The organism is Collimonas arenae (genome assembly GCF_001584165.1).
GTDB classification, from domain to species: Bacteria; Pseudomonadota; Gammaproteobacteria; order Burkholderiales; family Burkholderiaceae_D; genus Collimonas; species Collimonas arenae.
In genome coordinates this window covers 22,776-42,240 of record NZ_CP013233.1, presented here as the reverse complement: position 1 = coordinate 42,240, position 19,465 = coordinate 22,776, and the positions used below count along the sequence as shown (strand labels likewise).

The 19,465-nt window shown below is 56.3% G+C and carries 16 protein-coding genes and 2 pseudogenes; 8 read left to right on the top strand and 10 right to left on the bottom strand.

Features of this window, described 5'->3' with window-relative positions:
* Window positions 1-39 precede the first annotated feature (39 nt).
* The 4 genes from lepB to CAter10_RS00155 all read right to left on the bottom strand — a co-directional run bounded on the left by lepB (window position 40) and on the right by CAter10_RS00155 (window position 2,548).
* Complete coding sequence (gene lepB / locus CAter10_RS00170; RefSeq protein ID WP_061531808.1) at window positions 40-708, bottom strand: signal peptidase I; 669 nt, start codon at window positions 706-708, stop codon at window positions 40-42.
* A 75-nt stretch (window positions 709-783) separates the two neighbouring features.
* Entirely contained in the window at window positions 784-1,488 is a 705-nt protein-coding gene (locus tag CAter10_RS00165; protein ID WP_128082940.1) for a right-handed parallel beta-helix repeat-containing protein, read from the bottom strand.
* A gap of 41 nt (window positions 1,489-1,529) precedes the next feature.
* The gene (locus CAter10_RS00160; RefSeq protein WP_061531806.1) at window positions 1,530-1,898 is read right to left on the bottom strand and encodes a DOPA 4,5-dioxygenase family protein; all 369 of its coding nucleotides are present in this window, start codon (window positions 1,896-1,898) and stop codon (window positions 1,530-1,532) included.
* Between the two features lie 335 nt (window positions 1,899-2,233).
* A complete protein-coding gene (locus CAter10_RS00155; RefSeq protein WP_061531805.1) occupies window positions 2,234-2,548 on the bottom strand; it encodes a VOC family protein in 315 nt (104 codons plus the stop codon).
* Window positions 2,549-2,772: 224 nt separating this feature from the next.
* On the opposite strand from CAter10_RS00155, the gene CAter10_RS00150 reads away from it, so the two are divergent.
* On the top strand, window positions 2,773-3,180 hold the full coding sequence (locus tag CAter10_RS00150) for a VOC family protein (protein WP_061531804.1): 408 nt from the start codon (window positions 2,773-2,775) through the stop codon (window positions 3,178-3,180).
* A 53-nt stretch (window positions 3,181-3,233) separates the two neighbouring features.
* Window positions 3,234-4,642 (top strand): annotated as a pseudogene (locus CAter10_RS24425) (alkaline phosphatase family protein).
* A 91-nt stretch (window positions 4,643-4,733) separates the two neighbouring features.
* Here the strand turns inward: CAter10_RS24425 and CAter10_RS23205 are convergent.
* Window positions 4,734-4,898, bottom strand: a complete 165-nt coding sequence (locus tag CAter10_RS23205) for a hypothetical protein (RefSeq protein ID WP_236905430.1) — start codon at window positions 4,896-4,898, stop codon at window positions 4,734-4,736.
* Between CAter10_RS23205 and CAter10_RS00140 the strand changes: the two genes are divergently transcribed.
* Window positions 4,881-5,657 carry a CPBP family intramembrane glutamic endopeptidase gene (locus CAter10_RS00140; RefSeq protein ID WP_236905428.1) on the top strand — a complete coding sequence of 259 codons (777 nt, stop codon included), beginning with the start codon at window positions 4,881-4,883 and terminating at the stop codon, window positions 5,655-5,657. The two genes, CAter10_RS23205 and CAter10_RS00140, sit on opposite strands and share 18 nt — an antisense overlap.
* Window positions 5,658-5,760: 103 nt before the next feature.
* Here the strand turns inward: CAter10_RS00140 and CAter10_RS00135 are convergent, their stop codons facing one another.
* The 3 genes from CAter10_RS00135 to rtcR form a co-directional block, all read right to left on the bottom strand.
* Complete coding sequence (locus tag CAter10_RS00135; protein ID WP_061531803.1) at window positions 5,761-6,354, bottom strand: BPSL1445 family SYLF domain-containing lipoprotein; 594 nt, start codon at window positions 6,352-6,354, stop codon at window positions 5,761-5,763.
* A 328-nt stretch (window positions 6,355-6,682) separates the two neighbouring features.
* Window positions 6,683-7,012, bottom strand: coding sequence for a hypothetical protein (locus CAter10_RS22225; protein WP_128082939.1), 330 nt, complete (start codon window positions 7,010-7,012; stop codon window positions 6,683-6,685).
* Window positions 7,013-7,063: 51 nt separating this feature from the next.
* Entirely contained in the window at window positions 7,064-8,689 is a 1,626-nt protein-coding gene (gene rtcR / locus CAter10_RS00130; RefSeq protein ID WP_061531802.1) for an RNA repair transcriptional activator RtcR, read from the bottom strand.
* 584 nt (window positions 8,690-9,273) lie between these two features.
* Between rtcR and CAter10_RS00125 the strand changes: the two are divergent.
* The 5 genes and pseudogenes from CAter10_RS00125 to CAter10_RS22675 all read left to right on the top strand — a co-directional run bounded on the left by CAter10_RS00125 (window position 9,274) and on the right by CAter10_RS22675 (window position 14,085).
* Window positions 9,274-10,508: pseudogene (locus CAter10_RS00125) on the top strand (RtcB family protein).
* An 82-nt stretch (window positions 10,509-10,590) separates the two neighbouring features.
* Window positions 10,591-11,610, top strand: a complete 1,020-nt coding sequence (rtcA, locus tag CAter10_RS00120; RefSeq protein ID WP_061531801.1) for an RNA 3'-terminal phosphate cyclase — start codon at window positions 10,591-10,593, stop codon at window positions 11,608-11,610.
* Window positions 11,611-11,755: 145 nt separating this feature from the next.
* Window positions 11,756-12,328: an HNH endonuclease gene (locus CAter10_RS00115; RefSeq protein WP_061531800.1), complete on the top strand. Its 573-nt coding sequence runs from the start codon at window positions 11,756-11,758 to the stop codon at window positions 12,326-12,328.
* 369 nt (window positions 12,329-12,697) lie between these two features.
* Entirely contained in the window at window positions 12,698-13,906 is a 1,209-nt protein-coding gene (locus CAter10_RS00110) for an RtcB family protein (protein ID WP_061531799.1), read from the top strand.
* A gap of 8 nt (window positions 13,907-13,914) precedes the next feature.
* Window positions 13,915-14,085, top strand: coding sequence for a hypothetical protein (locus CAter10_RS22675; RefSeq protein WP_164840390.1), 171 nt, complete (start codon window positions 13,915-13,917; stop codon window positions 14,083-14,085).
* 880 nt (window positions 14,086-14,965) lie between these two features.
* On the opposite strand, the gene CAter10_RS00095 is transcribed toward CAter10_RS22675, so the two are convergent.
* Both CAter10_RS00095 and CAter10_RS00090 read right to left on the bottom strand, forming a co-directional pair.
* A complete protein-coding gene (locus CAter10_RS00095) occupies window positions 14,966-17,974 on the bottom strand; it encodes an FAD-binding and (Fe-S)-binding domain-containing protein (RefSeq protein WP_061531796.1) in 3,009 nt (1,002 codons plus the stop codon).
* 33 nt (window positions 17,975-18,007) lie between these two features.
* Window positions 18,008-19,291 (bottom strand): MFS transporter, encoded by a 1,284-nt coding sequence (locus CAter10_RS00090; protein ID WP_061531795.1) that lies wholly within the window; start codon window positions 19,289-19,291, stop codon window positions 18,008-18,010.
* Window positions 19,292-19,465 lie beyond the last annotated feature (174 nt).

Below are 19,465 nucleotides of genomic sequence, written 5' to 3'. Positions count from 1 at the left end.
ACTAACTTGCAGCGTTTCGCGCGGTCAAGCCGCAGCAGTTCAGCGTATCTGCATGCCGAAACGGTCGGCGCGCGGCATCCAGTTGCCTTTGATATCAGCCGATACCAATACCCGTTCGGCGCGACCAATCAACAGTTCGCGCGGCACGAAACCGAAGTAGCGGTAGTCAGCGCTGTTGTCGCGGTTATCGCCGAGCATCATGTAATGGTCGGCCGGCACCACCACCGGCGCAAAATTGCGGCCGGCATTCGCCTCAGGTAACACCTGGATGCGATGCTGCTCCCTTCCCATTTGCTCACGCAGGCGCACGGCAACCATGCTGCCGCCATGATCGAGCGGTTCGGGCGCTGAATCCAGCATTGCATAGTCGGCTTCGTGACCATTGATCAGCAGCTTTTCATCGCGCATCTCCACCGTATCGCCCGGCAGCGCAATCACCCGCTTGATCAGCCGGGTGCCATCCTTGGGTGAGAAAAACGTGACGACGTCACCGCGCTGCGGTTCGCCCAGATGGGTCAGCACGATGTTGGTCAGCGGGACTTTGAGATTGAAGGCGAGCCGGTTGACGAACACCACGTCACCTTCCACCAGATTGGGACGCATCGAACCCGATGGTATCGGATTCCAGTCGGCGATCGCGGTGCGGAAAATCCCGAAGAGAAACAGGAACACCAGGAAACCCTTGTTGTGTCTTATCCAATTTTTCATGTTGACCGCCTGTGGATGAATGCGGGAAAAAAACCAATCGAGCCATCTTACCCGCAATTCCAGCCGGTTGCGTGCCTAGCGGCAGGCCGTAGCGCTGCATGTGTTGCCGTCGCCCACCGCCGACTTGAGATTGCTCTGTACAGCATTGCCGTTGTTGCCAATGAATTCGTTGTTGCGCGAGGCGGATTTCCCGAAGGCCTTGAGGCCATATCCGAAATTGTTGCGAATCACGTTGCGCCGGACCTTGAGATCGACGCCAAAGATGCCGTCACCACCATTCGCTTCGGCAATGCTGTCGCTGATCGAACCGCCGAAAAACACCGCGCCGCCGTTGGCATTACCGGTCAACACGAGCCGCTCGATGCGTCCGGAACTGGTCTCCAGATAAACGCCGTAATTGCCCATGCCCTGGATATTGCCGTTCCTCACCATGACATTGCGGCGATTGACCGTGTGCACGCCGTTGCCGCCGCCAGCCGGAGTACAGGATGCCATCGGCTTGACGCAACGCGCCGGCCCCTGGATGGTGTAGCCGTTCAAGTCCAAAGTGACATTGTCGGCGTTGATTTCGACCGCGGTGGTATTGGCATCCGGCACCCGCAGGTTGCCGCTCAGTTGGTATTGTCCCGGGTATTCGATGATCACCAGGAATCCAGGCTTGTCGGCACGTCCCGGGTTGATCTGAATTATGCCGTCAGCCGTCGCATGCACAGCCGGCAATGTTAGGCCCGTAGCCACGACCAAGGCCATTAACAGCCACTTCGAAACGCGATTGCGCATGGCAACCTCCTGCTTCCCGGCGGCGGCATGGCCGCGCCGGATCACATTTCGGATGTTTCCGTCGCACCATAGAAAATCGACAACTTCAACGGCCGCATCTCGCCCATCCAGATCGCATGATCGCTGTGATCAAGCAGATCGTCGCCGGTCACGGGATGGATGAATACGACCAGGCCGGCCCGATTCAAGGCCAGCCACGGGATAACTTCGCCGAACTGCGCCGGGCCAAAAGCCAGCTGGCAGCTCCAGTCCGGATGCGGACCAACCGGACGCTGGTGCAAGCGCCCCATGACCAGTCCAAAACGTTCAGTTGCTTCCTCGCACAACGCACGCGCTTGCGACAATGTCGCGATATTGTAGTAAATATGAGCGTGATAGCCGGTGATACACGGCCGGGATGTTACGGACATTCAAACAACTCCAATCAAACAATAGCAAGGCAGATTCAATTGCCGTCAGATTTAACATTCAACATGTCAAGAATACGCCCTTTCGACAGCTGTGGGCTAGCTGTAAATTGCTGCAACCGACATATGCAGCGGCGACGGCAGCAGCGCGTCAATCTATATTGAACGCAACATCCGCGCCATCTCGAACCGACAGGTTTCTGCGCTTCTGATGCTGTCATGACCTGCGCCGCAGCGACATTTGGGCAAAAAAGTGCAATCCGGATAAAAAAAGACCCGCAGGTGCTAGCACCTGCGGGTCTTTCCATTTTTCGGCATCGCTGCGCCGACCAGGCAGACTAGCGGCCGACCGGCACGCCATAGATTTCGACGATCTTGTCATCCTGCGCCTGCGGTGAAAAACGCTCCCATTCGATGCCATTGACATCCGTTGTACTGGCAAATCCTTGCGCCGAGTCGTCCTCGAAGCCGATGTGGCGCAATTGACCGGCGCGCTCCGGCATCTGGTTGATCGAGAAATTCAACAAGTCGGTACGCCACATTGCATATTTTTCAATTACCACGACATGCGGCGGTTGCCCCAGGCGCACGCTGTAGTCGGCGATGGACTCATCGAGGTTGCGAACGGCAAGGGCGATGTGGAAGCGTTTCATGAGATCCTCTTTTCAATTTTCAAGATAACGCCTTGGCTGGCGGCAGCGAAAGCATTAGGACGATGCAGTACACCCAGCGTAATCGGCTTGTCATCCTGTAACAAGACCAGCTTTTATACTGGTATCAAATGCTTCCATGCATTGTCTGGTGGACCGACTCGGGCGATTTGACCTACAATAAATTCCCATAGGAAACTTCCTGAAGCCCAATCCTGTCCGCCAATATGATCCATATCCGTGAAATCGACCACGTCGTGTTACGCGTCATTGACCTGGAGAAAATGCTGCACTTCTATTGCGATGTGCTTGGCTGCCCGATAGAGCGCCGCAACGACGCCATCGGCCTGGTGCAGTTGCGCGCCGGACGTTCGCTAGTCGATCTGGTTCCGGTCGACGGCAAACTGGGCAGCGCCGGCGGTGCGGCGCCAGGCAAGGAAGGGCGCAATGTCGACCACTTGTGTTTTCGCGTCGAACCTTTCGATGAAACCGCCATCCGCAGCCATCTCGGGGCAAACAACGTGGAAGCGGGGGAACTGGCATCGAGAAATGGCGCAGAAGGGGAAGGACCTTCCATCTACATCACCGACCCGGAAGGTAATGTGATCGAGCTCAAAGGTCCGCCGGCTTCCTAGGGCCTGGCAATCGCTGTCGGTTGCGTCAGCCGCATCTGACGCCGCAACACCTCATGCTTCATACGGAGGCACACATGGCGTCGATAGACCAGATTGACTACTTTGTCGTATTGATGCTGGAAAACCGCTCGTTTGATAACTTGCTCGGCGCGCCGAACTGGCTGGGAGGAAAAATCAACGGACTTACCGGCAACGAAACCAACCCCGACGGCAGCGGCGGTACCGTGCAGGTCTGGAACAGCCCGGTCGGACCGAACGACAGCTGGCTGCCCACTCCGGACCCCGGCGAACTGTTCACCGACATGAACCAGCAGCTCGGCCTCGCGCCAGCTGCATCGCCGATGAGCGGCTTTGCCGCCAATTACGTCGGCCAGGGCGGCGCAGCAAGAGACATCATGCATTACTTCATGCCCAGCCAACTGCCGGCACTGACGGCCCTGGCAAGCAGCTACGCCATCTGCGACGAATGGTATGCGTCGGCGCCATGCCAGACCTGGCCAAACCGCTTCTTCATGCATACCGGAACCGCAGACGGCTATGAGAACAACAGCCCGGCACATTTCCCCTACCTGATGCCGACGATCTTCAATGTGCTGGACGATGTCGTTCCTAACGGTTGGGAAATCTACTATCACGACTTCCCGCAGGCGCTGACCCTCAGCCGGCTGTGGGATCACCTAGACCATTTCCATCCGTTCGCAGACTTCCTGGACAACGCCAAATACGGCCACCTGCCATCCTATTCATTCATCGAACCGCGCTATTTTGCCGATGTGACCTGGCCGAACGACATGCATCCGCCGCATAATGTGAACTATGGCGATCAACTTGTCGCCACCGTGTATAACGCGCTCCTCAATTCCCCTGCTGGAATTCAACCATGCTGATCGTCATATTTGACGAGCATGGCGGCTGCTACGATCATGTCCTGCCGCCCAGCGCCACGCCACCAGAGTCCCCCAAGCCGGGGCAGGTCTTTAATTTTGACCGCTATGGCGTAAGGGTGCCTGCCGTCATCGCCTCTCCGCTGATCCAGCCGGGAACCGTGCTCCGCTCAACCAACGGCGAATATTTCGACCATACATCAATCATCCGTACGCTACGTGAGCGATTCAACATAGACCAGCCGCTGACGAATCGTGATGCCAATGCGGCCGTGCTGGATCCAGTCCTCAATCTGAATCAGCCGTCGCTCGATGGCAGGCAAGTCGTGCAAGCGTTGCCGCCACCGGCATCCGACGACGCTCTGGCGCTGGCCCAGGCCAGGTTGGCGCCGCTGAATGACATGCAGCAGAGCCTGCATCAAGCCGCCGCCCACTTGGCGCCGCTGATCCACGGCGTATCGGCGGCCAATCTGATCGCCTCATTAGCGCAAGGCAATACACCCATAGTTCCAACAGCGGCGAGCCCCAGTGAGGCATTGCCATTTATCCAGAACATCATCGGGAAACTGCTGCCCTGATATCAACGAGAGGATTCAGCAGCATGCATGCGATAAGTAACTTCGCTCACAATGGATTTCATGCAGATCGCTGAAATTCCGACACTCGGTGTTAGGATTTTCGTTGGCCGATAAATCGCTTATTGAAAACAATGATTTTCCCTGCAACGATCTTCCTCACTTTTGCATTACTCGCATTTGCCATCCTCGCCGTCTGGCTGAAACCGCTACGAATCGGCGAGCGCGCCGTCATCGCGCCATGGACCGTTTTCTTCATCGCCGCCATCGCCTGCGGGCTGACTGCGGGGTGCTACGCCCAGCCGCGCTTGTTTCGTTGGCGGCATTCGGTGGTGCGGCCTATGTTGCCATTACGTCCAAACCGAAGTCCCTGCAAAGCTATTTCTTTGGCATTTGCACGGCGCTGCTGGCGTTGGGATTGGCCTTGCATCGGCTACCCGGTTTCAACAACCCGCTCATCATTGCGAACACGACGTTGTCCGTCGGCGCCGCTGCGTTCAGCCAATATGCGAATTTCGACAAGGGATCGGCCGGCCTGATCCTGCTGGCATTGTTGTGCAGACGGGCCGAGACGGCGCCGGAGTGGGGCAGTTTGTTCAAACAGACCTGGCCTGTTGCGCTGGTCACGATCGCAGCGGTGCTCGGTCTGGCGACATGCATCGCTTATGTCAAACCTGATCTCAAATTCACGCAAGTCAGCGCGTTGTTTCTGGCGACGAACCTGTTCTTTACGGTGGTTGCGGAAGAGGCTTTCTTCCGTGGATTGCTGCAGGATCGCCTGGCGCTATCGCTCGCCAATGTGCGGTTCGGCCGGTCGGCTGCAATCGTCTGTTCAGCCTTGCTGTTCGGCGCCGCCCACGCGGCTGGCGGCGGCGTCTACGTAATGCTGGCCACGCTTGCCGGGTTCGGCTACGCCTATGCGTATCACCTCACCCGCCGCATCGAAGCCCCCATCATCGTGCATTTCGCCGTGAATGCCGTGCACTTTATTGGCTTCACTTATCCTCATCTGAACTGAAACCAAAACTAAGACTGCCAGTTCACTCCAAAAAAAACGGCACCCGCAGGTGCCGTTCGATACAAGCAGGCAGCGTGGCTGTCGCCATGCGGCCTTAAGCCTATTACAGGTTGATTTTGCTGATCTTCGCGCCTTGCAGCGACACGCCGGCGATCAAGCCGCCATTGGTGGTGACGAAACCGATGATCGGCTGCTGCACGGTGTTGCTGTCGATATTGCCGTTGGCACCGATATTGGCCAGCGCCACGGTTGCATCGGCTCCTACTGTATAGCCTTCGCTATGACGGAATTTGTCGAGCGAATCCTGCGTCATGAACAGCACAACGATAGCCTTGGATTGCGCACCGGCCTGGAAGCCGATCGAGCCGGCGGTAGTGGAGTAATAGGCTTCGGTGCGGTTGCCGACGCGCAGAACGCCCTTGCCGTATTCAGCACCGACCACGAAGCCGGCTTGCAGCACTGCCGGGAAAATCAGCACGCCCTTGGCGCGCGCAACCAGGTCACGCGAGGCGGGGGCTGTCTGGTACAGCTTGGACAGAGTAGCGTCAGCACCGGCGTTGATTTCGTTACGGCTGCTACTGGCGCTGGCATCGCGATCCGGCATGGTTGTGGTGCAGCCGGCGAAGGTGACACTGGCCAAAGCGATAGTGATCGCTGCGAGGCTGCGGCTCCGGAACAATGGTGATTTCTTTTGCATATTATTCTCCGTCTAAAAATACCGTTTATGATTCGTATAATGTTGCAAATATAGCATTTAAGCCAAAGGCAGGTGTATCAAATAGTAACAATTTGATATCTTCCAAGCGCCTCGCTCTCCGCTATCGCGCCGAATAACGGCCATGTCGGCCATAGACACGATCCTGGCAAGACGTTGTCGTTTGAGCACGCCAAAGCCAAAATGTTCCCCAGCGGCAGCAATCAACAATCCAATCCGGCAGCTTTATTTGCACTGACACAACTCACTCTACAACGGACATCCCGGCATATCTGTGCGCTAACGCACATTGAATACATTAACGCATTATTTACGTCGCAACGGCGCGCGCCGATGCGGGAGAAACACCACGACCGTTTTTAGGTCTCTCATAGACATGGCGGAATGGGCAGCCGATCTTGACCAGCTTCTTTTCGAAGGCATCCCGATCAGTAACGAAATCGCCTGACTCCATCGCGCCTCGCTCGCGCTGATACATACTGACCTCTGCCAGTGGTGGACTGGAGACCTCCCATGGCCGACACGACCATATGCAACTGCCGCGGACGATCCGTATGCTGGTGAAAGATAGCAACGCCACCGATGCCAGTACACAGAAAATCCTGCAATGGCCCTTCGAGCGAGTTGTGATGGTGGACAACACGATTTCCCCATGCTGGATCGCTTTTTACACGGCACCGTACTCAGCAACTCAGAATCCGTCGGTGCTATCGGCGTTCAACTTGCCCCAACTGAGTCCAAACCTGACAAGATATTTCTTCAGGCGATCCGCGTCGTTGGGATTGAGCTTTGTGCTGCGCGAAGCCGCAAACAATTTTCGCCCGGCATCCGACATCGATTTCGAACGCCGGCAGATATTGATTACCGCCGTCAATTGCAAAGCGTCGAACAAATCCAATTGCTCGATCTGCTCACGCTCCATTACCTCGTCAAGGTTGAACTCGCCTGGTTGGATGGGCGGCGTCGCATAATGCTGCCACAGCCGCTTCAGCCGTAGCGTCTCGTCCACTACAATCGCATCAGTAATTCGGCCAGCATCAGCCAGCGTCGCCATGCGCGTTATGGATGCGGACAGATCACGGAAATTCCCCATCCACAATGCCTCCTTCGACATTGCAAACCGCATGTAGTGATCACGCGCCTCCTTGTTGAATCGGACCATTTGGCCGTTTTCTGCACCGAACTGAGCCAGCAGATAATCCATATTCGGCTCTATATCTTCGGAACGATCTACCAACCCAGGCAATTCATACGTCCACAAATTAATCCGCGCGTACAAATCTTCACGAAAACGCCCGGCCACTACTTCTCTCGACAAATCGCGATTGGTGCCGGCGATCAGTTGAAAATCGCTTTGCACTTCGTTGTCGCTCCCCACTGGCAAGAAACGCTTTTCCTCGATGGCTTTCAGCAGCATCGCCTGCTCATCGAGGCCAAGTTCACCAATCTCATCAAGAAACAGCAATCCTTTGTGCGCCGTGCGGAGCAACCCTGGGCGGTCAGATGCCGCGCCGGTGAACGCACCCTTGATATGGCCGAACAACGTCGATCCAGCGCCATCACCGTGCAGCGTTGCACAATTGATCTCTACGAACTTGCCATCCAGCTGATGACGCGCCTTCTTCAATTTGAACACGCGCTTCGCCAGGAAGGACTTACCGGCGCCGGTAGGGCCCATAAGCAGCATCGGCGCCTTGGATTTGATGGCGACCCGCTCAATTTCGTCGATCATCGTATTGAAGTGTGCATTGCGCGTAGCGATGCCCGACTTCAGGAACGCGACACCTTCTTGCCGTTCGCGCGAGAACCGCTGCGCGATCTGGTCATACCTGGAAAGGTCAAGGTCTATCAACGTATAGTTACCTGCGTCGCCCACCGTCTGCCTGCGCGATGGCGATGTTTGCAACAACCGCCCAGGAAAATAGTGCGCTTCAGTCATCAGGAACATGCAGATCTGCACAACGTGTGTACCGGTCGTGATGTGTATCCAGTATTCCTCGTTGTCGGTATCGAATGGATAGGTTTTGGCAAAGTCGAACAGGCAACCGTACACATCTTCAAAATCCCAAGGATCGGCGATCGATAATTGGCGAGCAACAACCTCGGTTTCCGGCGACACCGATCCGATATCCCTCGTCACCTGCTGCACAAGATTCTCGTACTTGCCGCTGTAGAGCAACTCAAACCGCTCAACCACCATCTCGTCGTGCTGTGTCAGCGCCACTGTCGGACGCCATTTCTCCCAGCGGCCACTGCCGGAGCCTTTATCAAGCTGGGTACCTAAGAATCCAATGACGACAATGCGTTTCTTCTTCATATTTCTCAGATAAATCTTTATCCAATAAGATAATTCTCTTTGGAATATGAATATCTCACAAACTCTTTTGAAAGCAAAGAATATTTAACAAATCTCTTTGAAATCAATTCGTTACACGAGATATTCGCTGCTACATACTTATCTGGCACAGTCGTTGCAATAAAGGAGAGGCAAGTAACGAAATTATGGATGACATGCCTAGCCGCAAACGATACGCGGGTAATACCGACAGCGGTCTCGGCAACAGACGGGAGATAGAGATGAGTTGGATGATCAGAATTAGCAGTACAAACTTTGAACGGGGCATGAATACCGATGCGACTACATCAACGTGCCTCATCACATCAACTGCTTGTCATACCGTCGCTCAATTACGCGCGTCCCCGAATACGGACAAGACTACATTTGGAATGGCCGGTGCCTATCCGACCTGCCAGACCGAGCAAGTTTGGCAAAATATCTTGTCAACTCTTGTCGGGATTTGATTGACCACGCATTATCAGGTATCAGGCGGATGCAGGTGGAGAACTAAGAAAGCACTTCCGCAGCACTCGACATCAGCCTTATTTATAAAAGAAAAGATCATGAAACACGAAGAATACGATGTCCTCAATGTTGAGGGTGGTAGCCATATCAAGATGTGGACCAAGGGTGTGCCGGTGGAAGCCGAAGCACGACAACAACTGAGCAACACGGCGAAAATGCCTTTCATCTACAAGCATCTCGCTGTGATGCCGGACGTCCACCTCGGTAAAGGTTCGACTATCGGCAGCGTGATTCCGACGCTGGGTGCAATTATTCCAGCGGCTGTCGGCGTGGATATCGGCTGCGGAATGATGGCGGCCAAGACAACCTTGAACGCCCGCGATCTGCCGGATAACCTGGGCCCGTTGCGCAGCGCAATTGAAAAAGCCATTCCACACGGTGCTTCGCCGAAGACGCGGGATTCAAGGGACGCGACAAGGGCTCCTGGGAAACTCCGCCAACACCGGTCGATGCCGCCTGGGCGCAATTGAAGGATGAATTCGACGCGGTCTGCCTTAAAACACCGAAGCTGGCGAAAACCAATAATTATCGCCACTTGGGAACGCTCGGTTCCGGTAATCACTTCATTGAAGTTTGTCTGGATGAGACCAATGCCGTCTGGTTCATGTTGCACTCCGGTTCACGCGGCGTAGGTAATGCGATCGGCTCCCATTTCATAGAACTGGCCAAACAAGAGATGCGTACCCACTTCATTAATTTGCCGGATCAGGATTTGGCGTATTTGCCTGAAGGGACCCGGCATTACGATGACTATATCGAAGCGGTTGGCTGGGCCCAGAAATTTGCTCGCATGAATCGCGAAGTGATGATGCAAAACTTGATCGCCGCAGTTCGTACGGTGATTACAAAGCCGTTCGAAACTCACGTGGAAGCTGTAAATTGCCACCATAACTATGTGCAAAAGGAGCAGCATTTCGGCAAGGATGTGTTGGTGACGCGTAAAGGGGCGGTATCAGCACGTGCCGGCGAGCTGGGAATCATTCCAGGATCGATGGGTGCAAAAAGCTTTATCGTTCGCGGCAAAGGTAATCCAGAGAGCTTCAACAGCTGCAGTCACGGCGCCGGCCGTACCATGAGCCGCACCGAAGCCAAGAAGCGCTTCACCATCGACGACCAGATCAAGGCGACCGAAGGTGTTGAATGCCGTAAGGATGCTAATGTGATCGATGAAATCCCGATGGCCTACAAGGATATTGATGCGGTGATGGAAGCGCAGCGCGCCTTGGTCGAAGTCATACATACCTTGAAGCAAGTGGTATGTGTTAAAGGATAGAGAGCCGTTGCTCTTATACCGTCCCGAAGTCACGCTTACAGGCGTGACTTCGGTAATAAAAACAAAGAAAAAATTGAAGAAAATGATTGAATTGAATGGGGCAACAGGGGAAGGTGGCGGCCAGGTTTTGCGTACGGCATTAACATTGTCGATGATTACCGGACAACCATTTCGCATTATCAATATCAGGGCAAATCGTCCCAAGCCAGGATTGATGCGGCAACACCTGGTCGCCGTGCAAGCTGCGGCGGCAATATGTAATGCCGATATCGGCTCTGTAACCGTGGGCGCGCAATCGCTTGAATTTGTGCCTGGCAAGATCAAGGGCGGGGACTATAAATTCTCCATCGGCACCGCTGGCAGCTGTACCTTGGTGTTGCAGACATTGCTGCCGGCGCTGCTGTATGCGGATGAACCCTCCATGATTCATATCACTGGCGGTACACATAATTCGATGGCGCCCCCGGCGCATTTCTTGCAGCGCGCATATGGCCGCGTGTTGGCTGAGATGGGCGCAACGCTAGAGATCGAATTGAAGCGCGTCGGCTTTTATCCTGCTGGTGGAGGTGAAATAGTTGCGCACGTTTCGCCATGCCCGCGGCTAAAGTCACTTGAATTGATGACCCGTGGAGAACGCGTATCAGGCTATGCGGAAAGCTTCATCGCCGGCGTTCCACTCGATGTCGCAAAGCGGGAACTCGCATGTGTGAAGGCAGCCATGGGTTGGGACGAGTCACAATTGCTGATCCGTGGCTTGCCAGCTGAACAGGGTCCCGGTAATGCCTTGCTCATCACGCTCGAATATCAATATGTTACGGATGTCTTTTGCGCGTTCGGCGAGAAAATGGTGCGCGCCGAAGATGTTGCAAGGAAGGCAATTTCGCAATTGCGGCAATATCTCACATCCGGAGCAGCAGTCGGCGAGCACTTGGCCGATCAAATCATGCTGCCATTTGCACTGACCGGCCGTGGCCGCTTCACCACCAATTGCATGTCAAAGCATGCGACGACGAACGCCGAAGTGATTGAACACTTCCTGCCAGTAGTGATTTCGTTTGAACATGACGGCATGCTCAGCACGTGCACCATCGAAACAAGATAGAAAGAGGCGGATTGCCTCGGGAAAATCGCTCTAATGGCAATCCCGCAACTGAACTCATTGCCATACGTCGCTAAAGCAGTCAAAAAATCACGAACTTTCCGAAACCGCAAGATGCTGGTTATAATCATCTGCAAAGGTGAAGAAAATGAGCTCCCATATTCTGACTCTGGACATCGCAGGAAATCCGTTCGACTGGATTTCGCCGCAAGACGCTGTGCTCTATTATGCGAGCGGGAAGGTGGCTTGGGAGTTGGGAGAAGGGGACATCGTCTTTCGCGGCGGTTACTCGCGCACCGGAGTACAGTCGCGCATCCTCGTCAAACCGATCATCGCCATCGCCGGCAGCGCCATCATGGCGCGCATGCTGCACATGGAACTGCCGCTGGGCCATCACAACGATCTGCTATTCCGGCGCGACCGTTACACCTGCGCCTATTGCGGCGGCCATTTCACACATAGCGATCTGTCGCGCGACCATATCCTGGCGCGCTCCCATGGCGGCAAGGATACCTGGATGAACTGCGTCACCGCCTGCAAGGACTGCAACCAGGAAAAGGGCAACAAGCCATTGGAAGATTTCCGCCCGCTGTTGTATGTGCCGTACGTTCCTTGCCGCGCCGAGCACTATTTGCTGAGCGGCCGCAATGTGCTGGCGGATCAACACGATTACCTTGCCGCCCGCCTGCCGAAGCACAGCAGGATGCGCGAGTTGAACTGAAGTAGCCGCAATCCCGCAACGCATTCTCCCGCACAAATCGTGCACCGAAAAACAACAAAACACGCTGCGCGCTCCGTGAATTGTTTGACACCCGGAATTCATCGGGAGCAGAATCGCAGCTCAGTAATTTCAACCAACAATTTTTACAGGAAAGGAACGGCTATGCCACGGACGGCTATCGGTAATTCGCAACACACATAGCCCCGCGCATGCCTGCTCGGGGTATCGGCAATATTGCCGCCCCGAGCCGGACGTTCCAATCAAGAACCCCGGTGAGGAAACTCGCCGGGGTTTTTGCTTTTTCGGGCGCGCCATTGGCGCGGCCTGCGGCAAAAGCCCTGGCATGACAAATAATTTGAAGAAAAAGTTATGCCAATCAAACAAACCCTGCACAAGGGCCTGGTGCCCGTGCACATATTTACCGACGAGATCGACCACAGTGCGCTGCAGCAGCTGATCAACATCTCCAGCCTGCCGATCGTGCATCCGCATGTGGCGGCAATGCCCGATGTCCATGCCGGCATTGGCGCTACCGTTGGCAGCGTGATTCCGACTCGCGCCGCGATCATTCCCGCCGCAGTCGGTGTGGATATCGGCTGCGGCATGAACGCGGTACGCACCACGCTGACAGCAAGCCAGCTCCCCGACAGCCTTGCGCGGCTGCGCAGCGCCATCGAAGCATCGATTCCAGTCGGTTTTGAACAACACGAATGGAACAAGGTACGCGGCTCGGCGCACGCCCGCGTCGGCCGTCCGCTGAATGACCGGCTGGACCGCATCGTGGCGCAACACAAGGGAATCATGAAGATGCAGCACAAGTTTGCGCAGACCTGGATTTGCCAGATCGGCACGCTTGGCGGCGGCAATCATTTCATCGAGATCTGCCTGGACGAGGAACAGCGCGTCTGGATCATGCTGCACTCCGGGTCGCGCGGCATCGGCAACGTGATCGGACGCTACTTCATTTCGGCGGCGAAGAAGGATATGGAGCGCAATCACCTGCATCTGCCGGACAAGGATCTCGCGTACTTCAGTGAAGACTCGACGCTGTTCGACGACTACGTGGAAGCCGTCGACTGGGCGCAGGACTACGCATTGATCAACCGGCGCGAAATGATGCGCCGAGCGGTCGATGTGCTGGCTCAGCAACTGCCACCATTCAAGTTGGACGGCGAAGCGATCAATTGCCATCACAACTACGTATCACGTGAAATGCACGGCAATGAAAACCTGTTCATCACTCGCAAAGGCGCGATCTCGGCACGTGAAGGCGAACTCGGCATTATCCCCGGCAGCATGGGCGCCAAAAGCTACATCGTGCGTGGCAAAGGCAACCCGGAATCGTTTTGCTCCTGCTCGCACGGCGCCGGCCGGCGCATGAGCCGCAGTGAAGCCAAGCGCAAGTTCAACCACTTCGACCTGGCCGCTCAAACGGCCGGCATCGAATGCCGCAAAGATGGCGGCGTGGTCGATGAAATTCCGGCCGCCTACAAGGATATCGATCAGGTCATGGCGCACCAGACCGATCTGGTTGAAGTGGTGCACACGTTGCGCCAAGTCATTTGTGTGAAAGGATGAATATGAAGGTGACGATCAAACTACCGAAGCCGCGCAATCCCCTGGTCGCACTTGCGCGAGCCAGGAAGGCCGGTGGGCATACTTCGCACAATCCGGCGCGGCAAGTACGGCGCTCGGAAAAACAAAAACTGAATCAGCTGCTGTCCGGACGCAAAAGCGATGGAGGCGACGATGCGTGACGATATGTTCAAGGTGATTGTCGAACGGCCACGCCGCGTAAACAGCAATGCCTACAAAGGCGACGGCCGCCCTTTCCGTAATCGTGAAGAACCTACCGGCTTGCTTGGCATGAAAATGGGTTACAACGATAGCAAGGGGCTCAACGAGAATCTTGCGCCGTTGAAGCGCTTTCTGGAAAAACAGGTCAATCGTCCGTGGGACAAGGTCTATGCAGAAATCCGAGCGGTGATAGATGCCCGCAGCACCGTCAAGCAACATATCCTGCAGCATCTGAATGACGTCGTAGAGACGCAGACCCGCTGGGAAGGAGACCGCAAAGCCGGTCGCGTATTACTGCGTCAACACAGGCGATCCGGGAGTTACGTGGAATTGGCGCAGTCCCGCGCTGAGTTGTTTGTTCATCCGGTAACCGGAATCCTGCTGCGCAATCGTTTCCATGCGAGCTATAAAGCTGACAGAGATCGCGAGCACCTTGCATTTGAACTGGATAAAAGCAGGGTTCGTCGCATTCTTTCCGACCGCGTGCAACTGCATCTGATCAATCAGATCTGGTACGAAGTTACCTTGGATACGCTGCCTCCGCCATACATCGTACTGAAAGAAATCGATGGCGTCGTCGGCAGGCGCCGGATGTTTGACAAGCGCTGGGATGTACTTCGAAAGGAATGGGTAATCCTTGAAAACAATGCTCGCGTAGCGGCAACAGGAAGCAGCCAGGATTATTATGGATCCGCGACACTGTACGCTCGGGAAAAGCGTCAGCTCAACTCAAGGGAAATACGAGATCTTCAACTGAATACTCCACAACAAAAACAAAGGGCCCGTAAGGGTCTTTTGTTTTTCTATCTATATTCCAGCGGCGAATCATCAACTCGTCATTTAACTAGGCTTTTTTTGTCCCAACGACAACGCCAACACCCGCGCCACATGCAATGCCTCCATCCCCGCGCCATCGTGAATCTGATGGCGGCAACTGGTGCCGTCTGCGACTACGATGCTGGCGTTGCCGGCCTTGCGGACGGCCGGCAATAGGGCGAGTTCGGCCATCGCGATAGAGGCTTCGTAATGTTCGGCTTCGTAGCCGAAACTGCCGGCCATGCCGCAGCACGAGGATTCGACGGTGGCCAGTTCGATGTGGGGAATCCATTTCAGTACTGCTTGCACCGGGCTGAAGGCGTCGAACGCCTTTTGATGACAGTGTCCGTGCAGCAGGACCTGATTCGTCGGCAGGGCTTGCAAATCAAGCTGCAGCTGGCCTTCCTTTTTTTCCTTCAACAGGAATTCTTCAAACAGGTAGGCCGATTGCGCCAGTTGTCGGGCTTCGTCGCCGTAGCCGTAATTCACGAATTCGTCGCGCATGGATAGCAGGCAGGACGGCTCCAGGCCGACGATGGCGACGCCGCGCCGGACCAGCGGCATCAATGCATCCAATGTGCGGCGCGCTTCGGCCTTGGCTTGTTCGACCAGGCCGGCGGATAGATAGGTGCGGCCGCAGCACAAAGGTTGTTCGCCGGCCAGTGCATTGAAATGCACCTTGTAGCCGGCGGCTTCCAGCACCTGTTGCGCGGCGCGGGCGTTTTCCGGCTCCATGTAGTTATTGAAGGTATCGACGAACAGCAATACTTCGCGCCCGTCTGCATTGCCGGAAGTGCTTTTTGCGTTACCAAGGAAAGCCTTCTTGAAGCGGGGCAGTGAACGTTGCGGTGCGATGCCGATCCGCTTCTTGAGCCAGGATGCGAAGAGCGGCACGCTGTCGGCCAACGCCAGGAATCCACCGACGCTGCTGGCGTAGGGCGCATATTTCGGCATGAAGGCAATCAGCTTGTCGCGCAGGCTGACGCCGTGTTCTCCGGCCCATGCTGCGCGCGCTTCTATTTTTATTTTTGCCATGTCGACGCCGGTCGGACAATCGCGCTTGCAGCCCTTGCAAGATACGCACAAGTCCAGTACTTCCTTGACTTCGACGCTAGCCAGGCCGGCGCTGCCAAGCTGGCCGGAGAGCGCCAGCCGCAGCGTATTGGCACGGCCGCGGGTGACGTGCTTTTCATCCTTGGTGATGCGGTAGCTCGGACACATGGTGCCGGCGTCGAACTTGCGGCAGTGACCATTGTTGTTGCACATTTCGACCAGCTTGGCCAGGCCGCCGCTGCGGTCGTCGCCGCTGCCAGGCGCCGTTTCTTCACCAGTCAGTGGATTTCTGCGGACATTCCAGCTTGACCAATCGAGCAACGGCGCGTGCGGGAGTTCGCGATACCCTGGCGCAAAGCGGAAATTGGCGGCATCGTCCATCTTTGGAGGACGCACGATCTTGTCCGGATTGAAGCGATTTTCCGGATCGAACAGTTCTTTGATCTCGCTGAAGGCCGCGTTGATCTTCGGGCCGTATTGCCAGGCCACCCATTCGCCACGGCAGAGGCCGTCGCCGTGCTCGCCGGAATATGCGCCTTTGTATTTGCGCACCAGCGCCGACGCCGCTTCGGCAATTTCGCGCATGTCCTTGGCGCCGCCGCGACGCATATCGAGTATCGGCCGCACGTGCAACGTGCCGACGCTGGCGTGTGCGTACCAGGTGCCTTCAGTGCCGTACTTGTGGAACACCTCGGTCAACTGGCTGGTGTATTCCGCCAGGTGCTCCAACGGCACCGCGCAATCCTCGATGAACGAAACCGGTTTGCCGTCGCCTTTCATGCTCATCATGATGTTGAGGCCGGCCTTGCGCACTTCCCATAACGCCTTTTGGTCGGCGGCGCCGCGCATTTGCACGACCGCGCCGGGCAATTGCAAATCGGCCATCAGTTCATCCAGTTGCGCCAGCTTCAACAACAACGCATCGAGATTTTCGCCGGAGAACTCGACCAGCAGGATCGCCTGCGGCTGTCCGACCAGCGCCTTTTCGATGACCGGCTTGAATGCCGGATTACCCATGGCCAGATCGATCATCGTGCGGTCGACCAGCTCGACCGCAGTCGGTCCCAGCTTGACGATATGCTGCGTCAGATCCATCGCCTGGTAGAAGGTCGGGAAATTGACCACGCCCAGCACCTTGTGTTCCGGCAGAGGCAGCAGCGCCAAAGTCAGTTGCCGGCTATACGCCAGCGTCCCTTCGGAGCCGACCAGAATATGCGCCAGGTTGGCGACACCGTCGTCAGTATAGGCGCGCGGATTCTGGCAATCGAAGATGTCGATGTTGTAGCCGCCGACCCGCCGCAGCACCTTCGGTACACGCTCGGCGATTTCGCTACGCTCGCGCTGTGCGATGCGCTGCAGGCCGGCGACAAGTTCGTCCATCCTTGCCGTCGCCGGCATCCGGTCCAGGCGTTCAAAGCGTCCCTGCGTGCCATCGGCGAGCACAGCATCGATAGCTGTCACGTTATGTACCATATTGCCGTATTCAATCGAGCGCGAACCGCAGGAGTTGTTACCGGCCATGCCGCCAATCGTGCACTGGGCCGCAGTGGAAACATCCACCGGAAACCACAAGCCATGCGGCTTCAGCCACGCATTCAAATGATCAAGCACGATGCCCGGTTCAACCGTCACGGTGCGCGTAGCCGGATCGAAATTGATCACCTTGTTGAGCCACTTGCTACTGTCGATGACCAGCGCTTCTCCCACCGTCTGACCGCACTGACTGGTGCCGGCGCCCCTGGCCAGGATCGGCACATGGTTATCGCGGGCAATATCCAGTACCGTCAGCAGATCGTCCTGGTCGCGCGGAACAACCACGCCGATCGGCATGATCTGGTAGATCGAGGCATCGGTCGCGTAACGGCCACGATCGGCCTTGTCGAACAGGACATCGCCCCGCAGTTCGCGCCGCAATTGCGCGACCAGCGGCGTTGGCATGGCTCCGCCGCGCGGAACCAGATGGATGGGCTTCACCAGCATGGATCGTATCCTCTCTAGATGCTTGAAATGCAGCTACACGCCAGCCTTGACCGGATGGACCGGCGTGCCCGGTACGCTTTGCTCGAATTTGCTGTCTGGTTGCATGCGGAACGCCAGGAATACCCCGAATCCCATCAGGATCATGCTGCCGAGGAACGGCAGCTCCCAATTGCCGAAGCGGTCGATCAGGTAGCCGGACAGTACCGGCGAGATGATCGCGGCCAGCGCCGAGCCGGTGTTCATCATGCCGCTCGCGGTGCCGGAGTATTGCGGCGCGATGTCCATCGGAATCGCCCACATCGGGCCGATCGTCATTTCGGCGAAGAAGAAGCCGGCGCTCAAACAAAGGATCGAGATGTAAACGTTGTGCGTGAACAGCAGCGGCAACAACGACAGCAGCGTCAACAACATGCAGACCGAGACCATCTGGCTGCGCGCGCGCTTCAGGTTGCCGGTGCGCTTCAAAATCCGGTCGCTGACGATGCCGCCGAGCGTATCGCCGACCACGCCGGCAAAGAACACGCTGGAGGCAAACAGTGCCGATTTCTTGATGTCGAGGTCGTAACTGTGCAGGAAATACTGCGGAATCCAGCTCAGGAATAACCACAGGGTCCAGCCATAGCAAAAGTAGACGATGGTCACCGGCAGCATGCGCTTGAACAGCGGCCCCCACGGAATCTTCGGCTGGTTCTTCTTGACCTGAGGCAGGATCGCCAATTCCTCAGGCGTGATGCGCGGATGTTTTTCCGGATGTTCGGTAAACACGAACGCCCACACCAGCACCCACACCAGGCTGATCGCGCCGCAGATGTAGAACGATTCGCGCCAGCCGTGCGTCGCCATGATGAACACCACCATCGCTGGAGCGACGGCGTTGCCGATGCGCGCAAACGCATGCGTGATGCCTTGCGCAAACCCGCGATTTTCCTTCGACACCCAGCGCGACATGGCAGTCGTGGCCGCCGGAAAAGTCGCGCCTTCGCCGAGGCCCAGCAGCAAGCGCGCCATCAGCAAGGAGAACAGGCCGCCGGCGAAGCCGGTCAAAATCGTGGCGATGCCCCACAGGATGCCGCAGTAAATCAGGGTGCGCTTGGCGCCGAACTTGTCGCTGACCCAGCCGCCGATAATCTGGAACACCAGGTAGGGATACGCGAATGCCGAAAACACCAGGCCGATTTCGGTTTTTGAAAGATTGAATTCCTTGCCAAAGCCCGCTGCTGCGGTGCTGACATTGACGCGGTCCAGATAGGTAATGAAATACATCAGGCATAACATGATCAGCACGACGGTCGTCGCGCGAAAACGCAGGTGTTTCATTGTTGTCTCCATCCAATATGTGCAGGTCGGCAAACGCCGAAAGACCTACGCGGTCCCTGGTCCCGCCGCCCTCTGTGGGGCGTGCCGGACCGATCCATTGCGATGTAAGCCGTGCCGCGCACGGAGCCGCATTGAACCCAGCCTTTTTATTCGGACACTAGCGACGCCCGCCAA